Origin of the sequence: Micromonospora sp. CA-246542 (genome assembly GCF_050942905.1) — a bacterium.
Taxonomy (GTDB): Bacteria; Actinomycetota; Actinomycetes; order Mycobacteriales; family Micromonosporaceae; genus Micromonospora.
Genome location: NZ_CP192040.1, coordinates 1,281,058 through 1,299,187, shown reverse-complemented (window position 1 = coordinate 1,299,187; position 18,130 = coordinate 1,281,058). Strand labels below are relative to the sequence as shown.

Here is an 18,130-nt window from a genome sequence, read left to right as displayed (position 1 = left end):
TCTCGCGCCCGTCAGGCGGCGGGCGGCAGCACCTTGGCGACCAGCTTGGCCAGCTCGCGCAGCGCCTTGCCCCGGTGGCTGACCGCGTCCTTCTCGGCCGGGGTCAGCTCGGCGTTGGTCCGGTCCTGGCCGTCGCCCAGGAAGATGGGGTCGTAGCCGAACCCGCCGTCGCCGCGCGGTGCGCGCAGCACCCGACCGGGCTGCCGGCCGTCGACCAGGTGCTCCTTGCCGCCGGGCAGCACCAGCGCCACCGTGCAGACGAAGGACGCCGCCCGGTGCTCGTCCGGCACGTCGGCGATCTGGTCCAGCACGAGCTGGAGATTTGCCTGGTCGTCGCCGTGCTTACCGGCCCACCGGGCACTGAACACCCCGGGCATCCCGTTCAGCGCGTCCACGGCGATGCCCGAGTCGTCGGCGATGGTCGGCAACCCCGTCCGCCGGCATCCCTCCCGCGCCTTGATCAGCGCGTTCTCGCCGAAGGTGAGGCCGGTCTCGGGCAGCTCCGGGTACTCCTCGACGTCGTCGAGGCCGAGCAGGGCGATCCGGTGCGCGCCGAGCGCGCCGTCCAGGATCCGCTGAAGCTCCACCAGCTTCTTACGGTTCCGGGTGGCCAGCAAAACCTTGTTCATGAGGAAAGCGCCTTCCGCTGGGCTTCGGCCAACTCGGCGCACCCGGCCACGGCCAGGTCGAGCAGGCTGTCGAGCTGGTCCCGGGCGAACACGCCCGCCTCACCGGTGCCCTGCACCTCGACGAAGTCGCCCGTGCCGGTGCACACCACGTTCATGTCCACCTCGGCGGCCACGTCCTCCTCGTAGCAGAGGTCCAGGCGCGCCTCCCCGGCGATGATCCCGACGCTGACGGCGGCCACCGAGCGGTGCATGACCTTCTCCGGCTTGCCGGCGAGGGACTTACGGGCCGCCAACCAACCCACCGCGTCGTGCAGCGCCACGTACGCGCCGGTGATCGCGGCGGTCCGGGTGCCTCCGTCGGCCTGCAACACGTCGCAGTCGAGCACGATCGAGTTCTCGCCGAGCGCCTTGAGGTCGATGCAGGCGCGCAGGCTGCGACCGATGAGTCGGGAGATCTCGTGGGTACGCCCACCGACCCGGCCCTTGACGCTCTCCCGGTCGGATCGGGTGTTGGTGGCCCGGGGCAGCATCGCGTACTCGGCGGTCACCCAGCCGAGCCCGGAACCCTTGCGCCAGCGGGGCACGCCCTCGGTGACGCTCGCCGTGCAGAGCACCCGGGTGCCGCCGAACTCGACGAGCACCGACCCCTCCGGGTGGGTGCTCCAGCCTCGGGTCAGGGTCACCGGTCGGAGTTGAGAGGGCCCTCGCCCGTCAGGTCGCGCCATTCCTGCACCCTATGCGGTGCGGGGATCCACCTCGCCCCGGGTGCCCTGCGGCACGTCCGCGCCGTGTGCCGCCAGGAATCCGGCGACCGCCGCCGGCCACCCGAACTCCTCGGCCCGCGCCCGGGCGGCCCGCCGCCGCTGCGCCTCCGGACGGGCCACGAGGCGCAGCACGGCCTCGGCCAGCGACGCCCCGGAGCCGTACGCGGCCAGCCCCGCCGAGCCGACCACCTCGGGCAACGCGCTCGCGGCGTTCACCACCACGGGAGTGCCGCAGGCCAGCGCCTCCAGCCCGGCCAGGCCGAAGGTCTCCACCGGGCCGGGCGCCAGCACCACGTCCGCGCTCGCGAGCAGCGCGGCCACCGCGGCACGGTCGGGCAGGAAGCCGGTGAACGTGACCGGCAGGCCGGCCGCCCGACGGGCCAGCGACGCGCGCAGTGGGCCGTCCCCGGCCAGCACGAGCACCGCCGGCACACCGGCCCGGCGCAGCTCGGCGAGGGCTTCGACCGCCAGTTCCGGCCGCTTCTCCGGAGACAACCGCGCGCAGTGTACGAGCAGCAGCTCGGTCGGGTCGGCGTAGCGTTCCCGCAGCCGCGGGTCGGCCCGCCCCGGTCCGAAGGTGTCCAGGTCCACGCCGAGCGGCACCAGGTGGACGTTGTCGGCCCCGATGCGAGCGAACTCCTCGGCCGCCCACCGGGTCGTGCACACGATCCGGTCGTACGCCCGGCTGGTGGCCCGGTTGAGCCGGTCGGCGGTCGGCCGGCGCAGCACGTCCGGCACTCCCCACTGGCCGAGCAGGCCGGTCAGCGACTCGTGCGAGACCATCACCGACGGCACCCCGTGCGCCTTCGCCCAGGCCCCCGTCCAGCGCAGCGAGGACCGGTCGGACACCTCCAGCCGGTCCGGCGTCAGCTCGGCGAGCACCCGGGCCAGCCGCTGCCGGCCGGCCAGCAGCCGGTAACCACCCGTGCCCGGCAGCTCCAGGCCCGGCAGGGTGACGACTCGACCCCACGGGTGCCACTCGTGGGTGTTCCGTCGGCCGGGCACCACCAGCACCGGATCGTGTCCCGCCGCGCGGTAGCCCTCACCGAGGTGCCGCAGCGCCGTACGCAGGCCGCCGGAGCGCTCGGTCACGAAGTTCGCGAGCCGGACTATCCGTAGCCCACCGGCCGTCGCCGTCACGACGCGGCCGGCAGGCCGACGGTGGCGGCGCTGGCGCGTACCGCGTGGTAGTGCCCGACCAGCTCGTCGCCGACGGCCGCCCAGCTACGCCGGCGCACCGCGGCCCGGGCCGCCACCCCGTACGCCCGCCGCCGGTCGGCGTCCCCAGTCAGCTCGGCCACGGCGGCGGCCAGCGCGTCCCCGTCGCCGGGCGGCACCAGCAGCCCGGTCCGGCCCGAGTCGACCAGGTCGACCGGCCCGCCGCTGGCCGGGGCGACCACCGGCACCCCGGACGCCAACGCCTCCTGCACGGTCTGGCCGAACGTCTCGTGCGGACCGGTGTGCGCGAACACGTCCAGGCTGGCGTAGAGCCGTGCCAGGTCCTCGCCGTGCCGCACACCCAGGAACGTGACCCCCGGCAACGCCCGCTCTAGCTGACGACGGGCCGGGCCGTCACCGGCCACCACCGCCCGTACGCCCGGCAGCCGGGACGTCGCCGCCAACAACTCGACCCGCTTCTCCGGGGCCAACCGGCCCACGTAGCCGACCAGCAGCTCCCCGCCCGGGGCCAGCCGACGCCGCAGGTCGGCGCAGCGCTTGGCCGGGTCGAACCGGACGGCGTCGACGCCCCGGCCCCACAACCAGATCCGCTGCACGCCGTTGGCGATCAGGTCGGCCGCTGCCCGGGTCGACGGCGCGAGCGTCCGTTGGGCCAGATTGTGGATCTCCCGGAGTCGCCGCCACGCGGCCGCCTCACCCCAGCTCACCCGGTACGCCCGGGCGTAGGCGGCCACGTCGGTCTGGTAGACCGCCACCATCGGCAGCCCGTACCGGTCGGCGAGGGTGGCCGCCCGCGCGCCGAGAACGAACGGGCTCGCCAGGTGCACCACGTCCGGCGCGGCCGACAGCAGTGCCCCCGCCAGCCGGGTACCGGTCGGCACGCCCAGCCGGAAGCCCTGGTAGCGGGGCAACGGCACGCTGGGGATACGCACCACCGGGTACGCCAGACGGTCGACGCCCCGCCGGGCCGCGCCGGAAGGCGCGGGTGCGATGACGACCGGCTCGTGGCCACGGGCCAGCAGGTGCTCGGCCGTACGCACCACGGAGTGCGCGACGCCGTTGACGTCCGGCGGGAACGACTCGGTCACGATGGCGATCCGCATGTCCACACCGTGCGGGTGCCGGGGGTGCGCCAGACGACCAGCCGCTGACCGGCCGGCGAACAGTACGGCACAACACCGGGCCATCGACACCCACGAAGCGCCGGGTGGCCACGATGCGGTCAGATGTCGTAGCTGGCGCCCGCCCGGACCACTTCGAGCGGCCCGTTGTACGCGGCGGCCGCCGACTCCAGCGTGTGCGCCTCGCTGCCCCAGGCCGCGACCAGGTGGGTCAGCAGCAGACGACCCACCGCCGCCTTCGTCGCGATCTCACCCGCCTCCCGGCCGGTCAGGTGCAGATCCGGCGGATTGTCCACGCCGTCCAGGTAGCTGGCCTCGCACAGGAACACGTCGGCGCTCTGGGCCAGTCGCAGCAACGCGTCGCACTCGGCGGTGTCCGACGAGTAGCACAGCGACCGCCCACCGTGCTCCAGCCGCACGCCGTACGTCTCGACGGGATGGTTGACCCGGTCGACGGTGACCGTGAACGGCCCGATCGGGAACGTTCCCGGCTGGAGGGCGTAGAACTGGTAGACGTCGTCCACCGTGCCGTCGTCGCCGTAGGCGGCGCTGAGCCGGTCCGGGGCGCCGGCCGGGGCGTACACCGGCAGCGCCGGGTACGGGCCCTCGGGGGCGTACCGGCGGACCACCACGTACGTCACCGCGTCGAGGATGTGGTCGCAGTGCAGGTGGGTCAGCAGGATCGCGTCCGGAGCGTGCAGCCCCACGTACCGCTGGAGGCTGGACAACGACCCCGAGCCGAAGTCGACCAGGAGACGGAAACCATCCGCCTCGACGAGGTAGGCGGAGCACGGTGACTCGGGGCCCGGGAAGCTGCCGGCACACCCAAGGACAGTCAGTCGCATCGGGTTTTCTCACTGTCACTGTCGGTAGTATCTCTGCCGGCGGTCGTACCGGCCATGATCTCTACCGACGCGTACGCCACGCTGCGCAGCCTACGCCGGGGTACCCGAGGACAAGAATCATCCGTTGGAAGTTGTCACGAACGTGACACACGCTCACGGCGAGCCGGGACGCGGAACGGGCCATCGACGCACACGTCGACGGCCCGTTCGCGCAGGGACCCGGCCCTCAGGCCCAGAGCTGACCTTCCAACGCGTCCTCGGCGTCGCCGAGGGTGCCGCCGTACGCGCCGGTGGACAGGTACTTCCAGCCGCCGTCGCACACCACGAACGCGACGTCGGCACGGCGGCCGGCGCGAACCGCCTCGTGGGCCACCGCCAGCGCGGCGTGCAGGATCGCGCCCGTGGAGAACCCGGCGAAGATGCCCTCCACCTCCACGAGCTGACGGGTGCGCAGCACCGCGTCCCGCGTGCCGACCGAGAAACGCCGGGACAGGACCGAGGCGTCGTACAGCTCCGGCACGTACCCCTCGTCGATGTTGCGCAGCCCGTAGACCAGCTCCCCGTAGCGCGGCTCGGCCGCCACGACCTGGATGCCCTCGACCTTTTCGCGCAGGTAGCGCCCGGTGCCCATCAGGGTGCCGGTGGTGCCCAGTCCGGCCACGAAGTGCGTGATGGTGGGCAGGTCGTGCAGCAGCTCCGGGCCGGTCGTCTCGTAGTGCGCCCGCGCGTTGGCCTCGTTGCCGTACTGGTAGAGCATCACCCAGTCCGGGTGGTCGGCGGCGATCTGCTTGGCCGTCGCGACGGCCTGGTTCGAGCCGCCCGCCGCCTCCGAGAAGATGATTTCCGCCCCGTACATGCGGAGTAGTTGAACCCGCTCGGTCGAGACGTTCTCGGGCATCACGCAGACCAGCCGGTACCCGCGCAGCTTCGCCACCATGGCCAACGAGATACCGGTGTTGCCGCTGGTCGGCTCCAGGATGGTGTCACCAGCCCGGAGCCGGCCCGCCTCCTCCGCCGCGCGGACCATGAACATCGCCGCGCGGTCCTTGATGCTGCCCGTCGGGTTCCGGTCCTCCAGCTTGGCCCAGAGCCGCACCGGCGGCGCCCCGTCGGGCACCGTCGGGGAGAGCCGGGGCAGCCCGACGAGCGGCGTACCTCCGCACGCGTCGAGCAGGCTGTCGTACCGCGCCACGACGACCGCCCTCAGCGAGCGGCGACGGCGTCGCGAGCCGTTGCCGCGCTGTCCCGGCTGATGCTGTGCGAGCTGATCGCCGCTGCCGCGGCGCTGTGCGAGCTGATCGCGGCTGCCGCGGCGCTGTGCGAGCTGATCGCGGCTGCCGCGGCGAAGCCGAACGCGCCGCCGGCCACGGCCGGCAGGATGGTGACGCTGTCGCCGTCGGAGAGCTTGGCGTCGAGCGCGCCGAGGAAGCGCACGTCCTCGTCGTTGACGTAGACGTTGACGAAGCGGTGCAGCGCCCCGGCGTCGGTGACCAGCCGGCCACGCAGGCCGGCGTGCCGGGAGTCCAGGTCGGTGAGCAGGTCCGCCAGCGTGTCGCCGGCGCCCTCGACGACCTTGGCGCCGCCGGTGTAGCTACGCAGGATGGTGGGGATGCGAACTTCGATGGCCATGATGTCGTGCTCCTTGATCGGGTGTGCCAACGGTGACGGGAAGAAACGGGTGCGGACGCTGACGGGTCAGCGGCCGGAACACTCGTAGTCGACCGTCGCCGGGCTCTGCCCGAACATGTAGGACTGCACGGCGTGCGGGTCGACCCCGGCCTCCACGACCTGGACCGGCTCCTCGGTCACCACGCCGTCGACGATCCGGAACGAGCGGATCTCCTCCGAGTCGGGCTCGCGGGTCGAGACGAGCAGGTAGTGCGCGTTCGGCTCGCCGGCGAAGGACACATCGGTACGTGACGGGTACGCCTCGGTCGCGGTGTGCGAGTGGTAGATGACCACCGGCTCCTCGTCGCGGTCGTCCATCTCCCGCCAGACGCGCAGGTGCTCCATCGAGTCGAACTCGTAGAAGGTCATCGACCGCGCGGCATTGTCCATCGGGATGTGCCGGGTCGGGGTGTCACTGCCGACGGCACCGGCGACGACGCCGCACGCCTCGTCGGGATGGTCCCGGCGCGCGTGGGCGACGATCGCGTCGATGATCGACCGGTCGATGCTCAGCACGTGCACCAGCCTAACGCCTCCCAGGCAGGGCCTGAAGTGGTGCGGGTCACGCCTAGTCGATCAAGGCGTTGAGCAGCGACTCCTGGAGATATCCGAGATACGCGTAGACCGACAGCTGGAACACCCGGCTCGACCCGGGATCCTCGGTCACCGCGTCGTCCAACTCCTCGCCCAGGTCCGTGCCGTCCTTGATCTCCAGCCGGACGCCCATCGCCAGCCGTGCGTCGTTGAGCGCCCGCAGCCACGCCTCGGCCGCTTCGGCGTCCAACCGCACCTCGCCGCCGGCATCGTCGGGCAGCGCGGCCAGGATCGCCCCGGCCTGGTCGATCTTCGCGGTCTTCAGGTCACCCTCGGTGTAGCGGCGGAACTCCGCAGCGCTGGCCGCGTCCTCCGGGTACGCCTCCGGAAACAGCCGGCCGACGACCGGGTCGGTGTGGTCGAAGCCATCGGTGAGCAGACCGACCACCTCGGTGGCGACCTTGCGCAGCACCCGCACCTCGTCGACGGCGAACGTGGCGACGTAGCGGCCCGCCTGCCGCCGGAACATGCTCATGAGCGATCCACCGTTGCCCAGAGCCCGTACGCGTGCAGCTGCGACGCGTCGTGCTCCATGCGCTCGCGGGCGCCCGTCGAGACCACGGCGCGGCCCTTGTGGTGCACGTCGAGCATGAGCTGCTCCGCCCTCTCCCGGCTGTAGCCGAAGAGCTTCTGGAAGACCCAGGTCACGTACGTCATCAGGTTGACCGGGTCGTCCCACACGATCGTCACCCATTGCCGGTCGGGCGCCGGCACGTCGTCAGTGGCCGGCGTCTCGACCGGTGCAACCTGTGGAGCCGCCATGCCCCCCATCGTGCCACCGGTTTCCCGGAACCGAGGAACCGGAACGCCGGACGAACCCGGATCGCCCGTCGTGCGCGCCGCGAAACCGCCTCGCACCTCGGCGGAGGCGAGACGCGGGGCGAGGTCGAGCCGCACGGCGGGCACGCTGTCAGGCAAGCAGGATGCCGTGGTCGATCGCATCGGACAGCACCACGCCCAGCGAGAGACGGATCACCTCGAACCGCCGGGAGATCTCGCGGGAGAGCTCCAACTCGACCTCCCGCAGCGCTCGCTGCGACCAGGCCCGCGCGGCGCTGTGGTCGTCGTTTCCCGGCGTACGCCACTGCTGCCAGCATCCGCCGGAGAGCGCCACCGCGATCGGCGGAAGCACCTCGTCACGGGTTGCCGTCGGATAACCGGCGAGCGCGTCGATCGCCTCGACGCCGGTCAGTCCGGCCACCCCCGCCGTACTGGTGACCAGCAGAACCCGGTCCAGGTCACGTCCCGTGCGGTGGTCGGCCAGGCCGTACTGGACGGCCGTGGCGATCCGACGGCGTACGCCCTCGGTGGGCGGTGTGCCGAGCACCTGGGCGGTGCTGTCGGCCACGATGCCCCGCACCGCGCGGTCGCACTGCGCGGTGGCCAGCAGCGACAGTGCCGCCATCTCCCGGTCGAGCAGATCGGGAAGGCCGGCGCAGCCGACCCCGAAGACGATCTCCTGAACGGCCCGCAGATGGATGTTCGCCAGTTCCAGGGCCAGGTGCTGGCGGATCCGCTGGGCGCAGGAGCGGGCCTGCCGGTCGAGCCGCTCGGACCAGTCGCCCGGGTCGGCGGCCACCGCCACCCGGTCGTGCTGCCCCGGCAGAACGGGCGGTTCGGCGCTGGCCCGCTGCAACCCCTCGGTCGCCGACCATCCCACCAACGCCCGGCGCAGGTCGGCCGCGGTGTCGACGCCGTCGACCGGGAACCAGCGCGCGGCGGCCAGGGCGGGGACGGCGGCCAACAGTGCCGCGCGGTGCGCCGCGACGGTCACCGCGATCGGGTCCACCTCCCCGAACGACCGACCGCCGGCGGGACGGACGCCCTCGCGTCCTCCGTCGTCGCCGTGCCGTCGGCCACCGGCGCCCAACCGGCCGTGCCGGGCGTCACCGCGAAGACGACCTCCACCGGGGCCGCGGCCACCTCGGCGAGCAGGTTCAACTCCTGGGCGGTGAACGCCTGATCGGCCGCGATCACGAAGAGCAGCGCGCCGGCCCGGCCGACGGCGTCCCGCAGCACCCGGACGCCGGCCACACCGAGCGCGCCGGTGTCCGGCGTGTCGATCAGGGTGAAGTGGCGCAGCAGCGGCTCGGGCACGCTCAGCTCGACCCGTCGGGGCGGGCGGGCCAGTGCCGGGCCGGCCGCGTCCCGGTCCGCGCCGTACGAGTGCGGCTGACGGTAGCCCGGGACGAACGCCGCCCGCGTCGGCACCTTGGCGTGCCGGACCACCAGCCAACTGCCGGCCGGCACGGTGAGCATCACCGGGTCGAGACCGACGAGGGTCGCGAGCACGGCACGCCGGTCGGCGCCGGCGGGACCGACGGCGACGACGCCGAGCGGCTCGTCCGATCGGGGATCGGGAACCTCGAGCTCGGTGGGCAGCGGGGCGCAACTCGGCGGGTCGGCTGAGCTGGCCATGTCGCCGGGCGAGTCGAGCGAGGGGAGAGGGCCCTGCTGCATCGGGTGGCCTCCCGGGGCTGACGACCGGCACGCCGGTCGGTTGGAAATTCCGGTGACACCACCCGGATGACCGAAGCGTACGTGTGGCCTGCCGACCAGGCGGAATACCGCGGGTACTCACGGGTAATTGTGCGACTACTCAACTTCGGTGCGTGACGGTGCGGGCGCAGACGGAATTCGATGGATATGCTGCGCGGATGAGTCGATGGAAGTTCGTCGGCCGGACCGATGAACTCAACCGCCTGCTGGCGGCGGTTACCGGCGAGGCCGGCCGGGGGCTCTTCTTCAGTGGCAGCGCCGGCATCGGCAAGAGCCGGCTGTTGCGGGAGGGCGTCAACACCCTGCCCACCGACCGGTACGCCATCTGGTCCATCGCCGCGAGCGCCACCACCGCGGCTCTGCCGTTCGGCGGGCTGGTGCAGGTCCTCCCGGCGGAGCAGCCCCAGGGGCTCTCCCCCGCCGGCATCCTGCGCTGGGCGCTGGGCGTCCTTCAACAGCAGGCCGCCGGCCGGCGGATCGTGCTCGCCATCGACGACGCGCACCTGCTCGACCCGCCGTCCGCCGCGCTCGTGCACCTGGTCGCCCGCGCGGACAACGCCACCGTGGTGGGCACCCTGCGCGACGGCGAGCAGATCCCGCTGCCGATCCGCGCGCTGTGGACCGACGACCTGGTCGAGCACGTCGAGCTGACCCCGATGCCACCCTCGGAGACCGCCGGCCTGCTGGCGGCGATCCTGGGCGGGCCCGTCGACGCCAACTCCGCCGACCGGCTCGGGCGGCTGTCGGCCGGCAACCCGCTGCTGCTGCGCGAGCTGGTGCATGCCGCCAACGGCAGCGAGGAGTTGAAGCGCACCTACGGCCTCTGGAAGTGGACCGGGCGACTGGAGCTGGCGCCCAGCCTCACCGATCTGATCGACACCCGCGTCGGGCAGCTCACCGACGGCGTCCGTACGGTCGTCGAGCTGGTCGCCTTCGGCGAGCCGCTCGGGCTGCACCTGCTCAACCAGGCCGCCGAGCAGTCCGATGTGGAGTGCGCCGAGGAGCGCGGGCTGATCACCGTCGTCCAGCACGACCGGCGGACCAACGTACGCCTGGCGCACCCGCTCTACGGCGAGGTGATGCGCCGCCGATGCCCGGTCAGCCGCACCCGACGCCTCCAGGCGCACCTCGCCGAGCTGCTGGAGCAGGTCGGCAAGCGCCGCCGCGACGACCTGCTGCGGGTGGCGGTCTGGCGACTCGACTCCGGCACCGCGCAGGACGCCGCCCTGCTCGTGGACGCCGCGATGCAGGCGTTCACCCGGTACGACGTACCGTTGGCGACCCGCCTGGCGCGGGCCGCGCTGCACGCCGACGGCGGCTCGGACGCCGCGGAGCTGCTGGCCACCATCCTGATGTTCGCCGACCGACCGGACGAGGCGCTCAGCGTTCTCGACGCGGTGACCCTGGAGCCCGGCGACGAGCGCCGCCTCTGCCGATGGCTGACCGTCCGTGGCATGGTCAGCTACTGGGGGCTCAGTCGGGAGTCCACGGTGGAGGAGATCGCGAGCCGCGTCGAGCAACTCGGCGACTCGGCCGACCGGGCCCGGGTGCACGCCTTCGAGGCGATCATGCGGTTGCACCGACTGGACACGGCGACCGCCGTACGGCTCAGCCAGACCGTACTCGACCGGCCCGCGGCCAGCATCGCCGCCCGCGAGCTGGCCCGCAGCACCATCGCGTACGTCCAGGCCGCCGAGGGTCAGCTGACGCGCAGCGGCGCGGCCATCGCGCAGGTGCACTCGGCTGCGGCGAGTTGGCGCACCGACATGCCGTACCTGCAACTGGCCCTGGAGTTGGCGCGCGGCACCCGGCTCATGCTCACCGGCGACCTCGTCGGGATCGACGCGATCGTGGCCGACGAGTTCGCCGACCTCGCGGGGGCCGGTGACTTCCGGCTCGGCACCGGCTACCTGGCGATCCTGGCGGCGTACGCAGCGCGGCTGCGGGGTCAGAGCGACGCGGCCATGCGTACCTCGTTGGGCGCCTGCGCGGTGCTGGCCACCAGCCGGGTCTACGCGGGCCTGGCCCAGGCCGAACGGGCCCAGGCGGCGGCGCTGCGCGGCGACGCGGCGCAGGCCACCGAGGCGATGGCCGAGGCCGACCGCACCCAGGCGCCGGGGATGGCGGTGCTCTACCCGTGGTTGGAGCAGGCCCGGGGAGCGGTGCTGGCCGTGTCGGGTGACCTGCCGGGCGCGGTGAAGCACCTCAGCGACCTGGCCGACCGGCTGCGCGCGGACGGCTTCGCCGGGCACGAGGTGCACGTCCTGCACGATCTGGTCCGGCTGGACCAGGCCGGTGCGCCGATCGGCCCCACCTGTTCCGACGGCGGGCGGCGGACCGTGGCGCAGCGCCTCGCCGAACTGTCCGAGCGGGTGGACGGGGTGTTGCCGCCGCTGCTGGCCCGGCACGCCCGGGCCGCGGTGACCGACTCGGCCCCGGACCTGCTGTCGGTCGCCGACGACTACGCCGCGCTGGAGCTGACGGTGTACGCCGCCGAGGCCACCGCCCAGGCCCTGCACCTGCTGCGTCAGCAGCACTCGGTGGCGGCCGGCGAGGCACGCGAACGGCTCGCGGGGTTGCTCGGGCGGTGCAATCTGATCCGGACGCCGGCGCTACGGGCCGGAGCGCCGGTGCTGACCGAACGCGAGTGGCAGGTGGCGCGCCTCGCCGCGCACGGCGCGACCAGCAGGGCCATCGCCGAACGGCTGTACCTCTCCGCCCGCACCGTGGAGAACCACCTCCAGCGGATCTACACCAAGCTCGGCGTGACCGGCCGGGCCGAGTTGTGGGCCGCGCTGCGGTCGATCCCGGGCCACGAGGGCGACGACTCGGCCTGAACCTTAGGCTGGGACGGTGAGCACCCTCCGCCCCGCGCTGCTGACCGACCACTACGAGCTGACCATGGTCAGCGCGGCACTCAAGGACGGCACCGCCGACCGCCGTTGCGTCTTCGAGGTGTTCAGCCGTCGGCTGCCCAGCGGCCGACGCTACGGCGTCGTCGCCGGCACCGCGCGACTGATCGAGCTGATCCGCGACTTCCGGTTCGATCCGGCCGAGGTCGACTTCCTGCGCCGCACCGGGGTGGTCGACGACGCGGCGGCGGCCTGGCTCACCGACTACCGCTTCACGGGCGACATCGACGGGTACGCCGAGGGTGAGCTGTTCTTTCCCGGTTCGCCGATCCTGACCGTCTCCGGCGGCTTCGCCGAGTGTGTGGTGCTGGAGACGGTGGCGCTCTCCGTGCTCAACCACGACTGCGCGGTGGCGGCCGCCGCGGCACGGATGGTCACCGCCGCCCGGGGTCGCGCCCTGATCGAGATGGGGTCACGACGGGCACACGAGGAGGCGGCCGTGGCGGCGGCGCGGGCCGCGTACCTGGCCGGTTTCCGGTTCACCTCCAACCTCGCCGCCGGTGAGCGCTACGGCATCCCCACGGCGGGTACGGCGGCGCACGCGTTCACGCTGCTGCACGACGACGAGCGGGCGGCGTTCGCCTCACAGGTCGCCACGCTGGGCAAGGACACCACGCTGCTGGTCGACACGTACGACATCTCGCAGGGCATCCGCAACGCCATCGCGGTGGCCGGGCCGGAGCTGCGGGCGGTCCGGATCGACTCGGGCGACCTGGCGGTGATCGCGCAGCAGTCCCGGGAACTGCTCGACTCCCTGGGCGCGACCGAGACCAAGATTATCGTCTCGGGTGACCTGGACGAGTACTCGATCGCCGCGCTGGCCGCCGAACCTGTCGACATGTACGGCGCGGGTACGGCCGTGGTCACCGGCTCCGGAGCGCCCACGGCGGGGCTGGTCTACAAGCTCGTCGAGGTCGACGGCCGGCCGGTGGTGAAGCGGTCCGAGCACAAGGCCACCATCGGGGGGCGCAAGGTGGCCGTCCGCCGACACAAGCCCACCGGCACCGCCACGGAGGAGATCATCGTCCCGCAGGGCGTGCCCGACCGGCAGGCCAACGACCGGATGCTCCAACGCTCGTACGTGGTCGACGGCGAGGCCGTGGCCCTGCCGACCCTCGACGAGTCCCGGGAACACCTGCGCGAGTGCCTCATCTCCATCCCGTGGGAGGGGCTGAAGCTCTCCGCCGGTGACCCCGCCGTGCCGGTCACCGTCGTACCCGCCGGCTGAGCCCGCTGACCCGACCTCGAAGGGACCCCCGATGGCCAACGCGCTGATCATCGTGGATGTGCAGAACGACTTCTGTGAGGGCGGCTCGCTGGCCGTCCCGGGAGGCGCCGGGGTGGCCGCCGGGATCTCCCGGCTACTCGCCACCGAGCCGGACCGGTGGCGGCACGTGGTCGCCACGAAGGATTACCACATCGATCCGGGGGCGCACTTCGGCGATCCGCCGGACTTCGTGGAGTCCTGGCCGCGGCACTGCGTGGTCGGCACCAGCGGCTCGGAGTTCCACCCGGAGCTGGAGACCGGACGGGTCGAAGCGATCTTCCACAAGGGTGAGCACGCCGCGGCGTACTCCGGCTTCGAGGGCCACGCCGACGACGGCGAGTGCCTTGCCGACTGGCTGCGCCGGCACGACGTGGACACCCTCGATGTGGTCGGCATCGCCACCGACCACTGCGTTCGCGCCACCGCGCTCGACGCCGCCCGGGAGGGCTTCGCCACCACGGTCCTGCTGGAGCTGACCGCCGCGGTCGCGCCGGAGACCACCGACGTGGCGCTGCGCGCGATGGACGGCGCTGGCGTGGTGCTGCACGGCGAGCCTGTGATCAGGGCCGCATGAGGCGGTAATTGGTTGGCCAACGGTCCGCGACCCGTCGAGGATGTCGCCGGAGGTACGGACCAACGTGAACATCAAGCCTTACCGGACAGCGCTCGCCCTGCCCGGCCTGCGGTCGCTGCTGCTGGTCGCCGTCCTCGCCCGCATTCCGCTCACGGCCACCGGGGTCACCCTGACCTTCCACGTGGTGCTCGACCTCGACCGGGGTTACGGCGCGGCGGGTCTGCGCGCCGACCATCGCGGCCTCCGCCGACGCCGTCAGCCGGCTCGCCCCGGCCGAGGTACGCGGTGAGGCGATGGGCCTGCACGGCTCGGCCGTCACCGTCGGCATCGCGGTCGGCGCGCCACTCGCCGGCGCGGTCATCGACGCCAGTGCGCCACTGTGGGGCTTCGTGGTGACGGGGGCGCTCGGCGCCCTGGTCACCGTGGCCGTGCTCCCCCTGGAGCTGCGCCGCCGTCGTAAGGCCACCGCCCACCCCCCGACGACACCCACCGAGCAGGAACTAGCCGCCACAACCCGCTAGCACCCCGACACCCCGACACCCCGACACCCCGACACCCCGACACCCCGACACCCCGACACCCCGGCACCAAGATCCGCGCAACTTACCTGATGTTGCTGCTTCACAAGCCTGGGAAGCAGCAACATCCCTGATACTGCGCGGATCTTGCCCCCAGGAGTGCGCTCGCGAGCAGGAAGCCAGCGTCTCCCCCGCCGATCTTGCACAAACTGTTGCCGTTTTGTCAGCCTTCACCCCTTTGGTCGCAACAGGAAGTGCAAGATCGGCGCGGAGAGAGCGCGGCGCGAAGCGGAGCGACGCGCGGGGTGCGCGGGGCGGGGCGGGGCGGGGCGAGGGGCGGGGCGAGGCGCGGGGTGCCCGGGGCGAGGCGAGGCGCGGGGTGCCCGGGGCGACGCGACGCGCGACACGCGAGGTGCGCGGGGCGGGGTGGGGCGCTCGGCGGGGTGGGGCGCTCGGCGCGGGGGGGTAACGCGACGGGCGCCGCTCCCGGTGGTCCGGGGCGGCGCCCGTCGTACGAGCTTGGTCGAGCGTCAGTGCCGGTCGAGGTTGCTGGCGGTGTCCTCGGTGTAGGTGGCGCCGCCGTCCGACTCGCTGGTGAGCGGCTTGGCGCCACCCTCCGGCGGGCCGGCCACGCTCTGGCCGGCGGCCAGCTCCGGGAACTTCGCGTCGAACGCCGGCCGCTCGGAGCGGATGCGCGGCATCCGGTCGAAGTTGCGCAGCGGCGGCGGGCTGCTGGTCGCCCACTCCAGCGAGTTGCCGTGACCCCAGGGGTCGTTCACCTCGACCACGGGACCGGTCTTGTACGACTTCCAGCAGTTGTAGATGAACGGCAGCGTGGAGATACCGGTGATGAACGCGCCGACCGTGGAGATCGTGTTCAGCGTGGTGAACCCGTCGCCGGGCAGGTAGTCGGCGTACCGACGGGGCATGCCCTCGGCGCCGAGCCAGTGCTGCACGAGGAAGGTGGTGTGGAAGCCGATCATGGTGAGCCAGAAGTGCACCTTGCCCAGGCGCTCGTCGAGCATCCGGCCGAACATCTTCGGGAACCAGAAGTAGATGCCGGCGAAGACCGCGAACACGATGGTGCCGAAGAGCACGTAGTGGAAGTGCGCCACCACGAAGTACGAGTCCGACACGTGGAAGTCGAGCGGCGGGCTGGCCAGCAGCACGCCGGTGAGACCACCGAAGAGGAAGGTGACCAGGAAGCCGACCGCCCAGAGCATGGGCGTCTCGAAGCTGATCTGGCCCCGCCACATGGTGCCGATCCAGTTGAAGAACTTCATACCGGTGGGCACCGCGATCAGGTAGCTCAGGAAGCTGAAGAACGGCAGGAGCACCTGGCCGGTGGCGAACATGTGGTGCGCCCACACGCTCATCGACAGCGCGGCGATGGCGACGGTCGCGGCGACCAGGCCCTTGTAGCCGAAGATCGGCTTGCGGGAGAACACCGGGATGATCTCGCTGATGATGCCGAAGAACGGCAGCGCGACGATGTACACCTCGGGATGCCCGAAGAACCAGAACAGGTGCTGCCAGAGCATCGGCCCGCCGGTTGCCGGGTCGTACACGTGGGCGCCGATCATGCGGTCTGCGGCGAGCGCGAACAGCGCGGCGGCCAGCAGCGGGAAGACCAGGATCACCAGGAGGCTGGTGACCAGGATGTTCCAGGTGAAGATCGGCATCCGGAACATGGTCATGCCGGGCGCGCGCAGGGTGAGCACCGTGGTAATCATGTTCACCGCGCCGAGGATCGTGCCCAGACCGGAGATGGCCAGACCCATGATCCACATGTTGGCGCCGACGCCGGGCGAGTGCTCGACGCTGCTCAGCGGCGCGTACGCGAACCAGCCGAAGTCAGCGGCGCCGCCCGGGGTGATGAAGCCGGCGGTCGCGATCGTGCCGCCGAACAGGTACAGCCAGTAGGCGAAGCTGTTCAGGCGGGGGAAGGAGACGTCGGGCGCGCCGATCTGGATCGGCACGATGTAGTTCGCGAAGGCGAACACGATCGGCGTCGCGAAGAACAGCAGCATGATCGTGCCGTGCATCGTGAAGAGCTGGTTGTACTGCTCGGGCGACAGGAACTGCAGCCCGGGTCGGGCCAGCTCCGCCCGCATGATCAGGGCCATCACGCCACCGATCAGGAAGAACACGAATGCGGTGATCATGTACATGATCCCGATCTGCTTCGCGTCCGTGGTTCGCAGCAGCCGCGCGATGGCCGACCCCTTGACCGGCTCCCGGACCGGCCAGGGCCGGGTCACGACCGGCTTGGGTGCGACGGTGGTCACGAGTGGCCTCCGGTTCTCGGTTGTCCCGCTCGGCTCACGCTGGTTATCGGCGGGCCGTCATCCGCAAGGAGGATAGTCCCCGGCAGGTCGCAGCGCCGCGTGGGGTGGCGTGACACGATCTACAACGGGCCTACAGCGGGCCGACCAGTAGCCGGTAGTGCTCCCCGAAGATCCGGCCGCCGCGTCCGCGCAGCAGCGGGTCGCGCAGCGCCGGCGGGACGTCCCTGGTCCGGTTGCGGTCCCGGGTCCGGTCGGCCACCCATCGGGTACGGGGGCGACGACGACTCTCGTACGCCATCAGCGCCGCCTCGACGCTGCCGGCCGCGCGCAGTGATTCGGCCAGCACCACGGCGTCCTCGAGGGCCATCGCCGCGCCCTGCGACAGGGTGGGCGCGGTGGCGTGGGCGGCGTCGCCGACCAGCAGCACCCTCCCCCGGTGCCAGCGACCCAGCTCGACCTCGTCGGTGATCCCGACGTCCACCCGGTCGAGTGTGTCGAGCACCTCGGGCACCGGGCCCCGGTAGTCGGCGAAGAGTTCCCGCAGTCGGGCCAGCGGGTCGGCGGGCGGCTCGGTGCCCGCCTCGTCGGCGTAGCAGTGCAGCCGACCCTCCCCGATCGGCACGAGCAGCAGGCCGCAGCGCTGCCCGAGCAGCGCGGTCCAGTCGGTGACGGCCGGACCGTCGCGCAGGACGGCCCGGTAGACGACGTGTCCGGCCGGGCGGGGCGGCCCACCGAGCGCGGCCAGGGTCCGGACCGACGAACGCGGTCCGTCGGCGCCGATGACCAGGTCGTACTCGGTGCGGGTGCCGTCTGTGAAGGTGACGCCGACGGTGCCCGGCAGCAGCTCGAGGGTGCGGACCTCGGCGCCGTGGCGGACGGCGCCGCCGGCGCCGCTGAGCAGGACCCGGTGCAGGTCGCTCCGGGGCAGCGCCCGGCACTCCCCGACGCCGGCCCAGAGCGCGTCCAGGTCGACCTGGCAGAGCGGGGCCCCGGAGGCGTCGAAGAAGCGCTGCCGGTGGATCACCTGCCCGAGAGGACGGACGGGATCGTGCAGGTCCAGCCGGTGCAGCGCGCGGGCGGCGTTGCCGGGCAGGTAGAGGCCGACATCGGTCGACTCTCCCGCCGGCAGCTTGTCGGTCACATCCGGCCGAAAGCCCGCCAGGCGCAGGGCCCGGGCCACGGCCAGGCCGGCGATGCCCGCACCGACGATGAGGATGCGCAGGGGGGAGCTACGCATGGTGGTGTACGCCTCCGGAGGGGAACGGCACGCGT

At 72.5% G+C, this 18,130-nt stretch carries 17 protein-coding genes and 2 pseudogenes; 5 read left to right on the top strand and 14 right to left on the bottom strand.

Annotated features, from left to right (window positions below):
• Positions 1–11: 11 nt before the first annotated feature.
• The 12 genes and pseudogenes from rdgB to ACQP0N_RS06135 all read right to left on the bottom strand — a co-directional run bounded on the left by rdgB (position 12) and on the right by ACQP0N_RS06135 (position 9,260).
• Entirely contained in the window at positions 12–629 is a 618-nt protein-coding gene (gene rdgB, locus ACQP0N_RS06190; protein WP_355052054.1) for an RdgB/HAM1 family non-canonical purine NTP pyrophosphatase, read from the bottom strand.
• On the bottom strand, positions 626–1,354 hold the full coding sequence (rph, locus tag ACQP0N_RS06185; protein ID WP_355052053.1) for a ribonuclease PH: 729 nt from the start codon (positions 1,352–1,354) through the stop codon (positions 626–628). Before rph ends, rdgB begins: the two co-directional genes overlap by 4 nt.
• 9 nt (positions 1,355–1,363) lie before the next feature.
• Positions 1,364–2,533 (bottom strand): glycosyltransferase, encoded by a 1,170-nt coding sequence (locus tag ACQP0N_RS06180; protein WP_433118286.1) that lies wholly within the window; start codon positions 2,531–2,533, stop codon positions 1,364–1,366.
• Positions 2,530–3,675, bottom strand: a complete 1,146-nt coding sequence (locus ACQP0N_RS06175) for a glycosyltransferase family 4 protein (protein WP_433118285.1) — start codon at positions 3,673–3,675, stop codon at positions 2,530–2,532. The genes ACQP0N_RS06180 and ACQP0N_RS06175 overlap by 4 nt, the downstream gene beginning before the upstream one ends.
• Before the next feature lie 119 nt (positions 3,676–3,794).
• Complete coding sequence (locus tag ACQP0N_RS06170) at positions 3,795–4,538, bottom strand: MBL fold metallo-hydrolase (protein WP_396801472.1); 744 nt, start codon at positions 4,536–4,538, stop codon at positions 3,795–3,797.
• Between the two features lie 226 nt (positions 4,539–4,764).
• Complete coding sequence (locus tag ACQP0N_RS06165; protein WP_357127683.1) at positions 4,765–5,730, bottom strand: PLP-dependent cysteine synthase family protein; 966 nt, start codon at positions 5,728–5,730, stop codon at positions 4,765–4,767.
• A gap of 137 nt (positions 5,731–5,867) precedes the next feature.
• Positions 5,868–6,167 (bottom strand): annotated as a pseudogene (locus ACQP0N_RS06160) (MoaD/ThiS family protein); the annotation flags it as partial.
• A 66-nt stretch (positions 6,168–6,233) separates the two neighbouring features.
• Entirely contained in the window at positions 6,234–6,722 is a 489-nt protein-coding gene (locus ACQP0N_RS06155) for a Mov34/MPN/PAD-1 family protein (RefSeq protein ID WP_433118282.1), read from the bottom strand.
• A 52-nt stretch (positions 6,723–6,774) separates the two neighbouring features.
• Positions 6,775–7,275 (bottom strand): DUF2017 domain-containing protein, encoded by a 501-nt coding sequence (locus ACQP0N_RS06150; protein ID WP_433118280.1) that lies wholly within the window; start codon positions 7,273–7,275, stop codon positions 6,775–6,777.
• Positions 7,272–7,562 (bottom strand): ATP-dependent Clp protease adapter ClpS, encoded by a 291-nt coding sequence (clpS, locus tag ACQP0N_RS06145; RefSeq protein ID WP_039905549.1) that lies wholly within the window; start codon positions 7,560–7,562, stop codon positions 7,272–7,274. The genes ACQP0N_RS06150 and clpS overlap by 4 nt, the downstream gene beginning before the upstream one ends.
• Before the next feature lie 148 nt (positions 7,563–7,710).
• Positions 7,711–8,589, bottom strand: coding sequence for a hypothetical protein (locus ACQP0N_RS06140; protein ID WP_433118278.1), 879 nt, complete (start codon positions 8,587–8,589; stop codon positions 7,711–7,713).
• Positions 8,571–9,260: a hypothetical protein gene (locus tag ACQP0N_RS06135; protein WP_433118277.1), complete on the bottom strand. Its 690-nt coding sequence runs from the start codon at positions 9,258–9,260 to the stop codon at positions 8,571–8,573. The genes ACQP0N_RS06140 and ACQP0N_RS06135 overlap by 19 nt, the downstream gene beginning before the upstream one ends.
• 197 nt (positions 9,261–9,457) lie before the next feature.
• Here ACQP0N_RS06135 and ACQP0N_RS06130 point away from each other — a divergent pair, with 197 nt between their 5' ends.
• From ACQP0N_RS06130 to ACQP0N_RS06110, 5 genes and pseudogenes are all read left to right on the top strand, one after another.
• Positions 9,458–12,136 carry a LuxR C-terminal-related transcriptional regulator gene (locus tag ACQP0N_RS06130; protein ID WP_433118275.1) on the top strand — a complete coding sequence of 893 codons (2,679 nt, stop codon included), beginning with the start codon at positions 9,458–9,460 and terminating at the stop codon, positions 12,134–12,136.
• Positions 12,137–12,152: 16 nt separating this feature from the next.
• Positions 12,153–13,439 carry a nicotinate phosphoribosyltransferase gene (locus ACQP0N_RS06125; RefSeq protein WP_355052044.1) on the top strand — a complete coding sequence of 429 codons (1,287 nt, stop codon included), beginning with the start codon at positions 12,153–12,155 and terminating at the stop codon, positions 13,437–13,439.
• A 31-nt stretch (positions 13,440–13,470) separates the two neighbouring features.
• Positions 13,471–14,052, top strand: coding sequence for an isochorismatase family protein (locus tag ACQP0N_RS06120; protein ID WP_433118272.1), 582 nt, complete (start codon positions 13,471–13,473; stop codon positions 14,050–14,052).
• Positions 14,053–14,116: 64 nt separating this feature from the next.
• Positions 14,117–14,341, top strand: coding sequence for a hypothetical protein (locus ACQP0N_RS06115; RefSeq protein WP_433118270.1), 225 nt, complete (start codon positions 14,117–14,119; stop codon positions 14,339–14,341).
• A pseudogene (locus tag ACQP0N_RS06110) lies at positions 14,256–14,573 on the top strand (MFS transporter); the annotation flags it as partial. The gene ACQP0N_RS06115 and the pseudogene ACQP0N_RS06110, both read left to right, overlap by 86 nt.
• Positions 14,574–15,100: 527 nt before the next feature.
• Here ACQP0N_RS06110 and ctaD read toward each other — a convergent pair.
• Both ctaD and ACQP0N_RS06100 read right to left on the bottom strand, forming a co-directional pair.
• Positions 15,101–16,858, bottom strand: a complete 1,758-nt coding sequence (gene ctaD, locus ACQP0N_RS06105) for an aa3-type cytochrome oxidase subunit I (protein WP_433118268.1) — start codon at positions 16,856–16,858, stop codon at positions 15,101–15,103.
• Between the two features lie 130 nt (positions 16,859–16,988).
• Positions 16,989–18,095 (bottom strand): FAD-dependent monooxygenase, encoded by a 1,107-nt coding sequence (locus ACQP0N_RS06100; RefSeq protein ID WP_433118266.1) that lies wholly within the window; start codon positions 18,093–18,095, stop codon positions 16,989–16,991.
• Positions 18,096–18,130 lie beyond the last annotated feature (35 nt).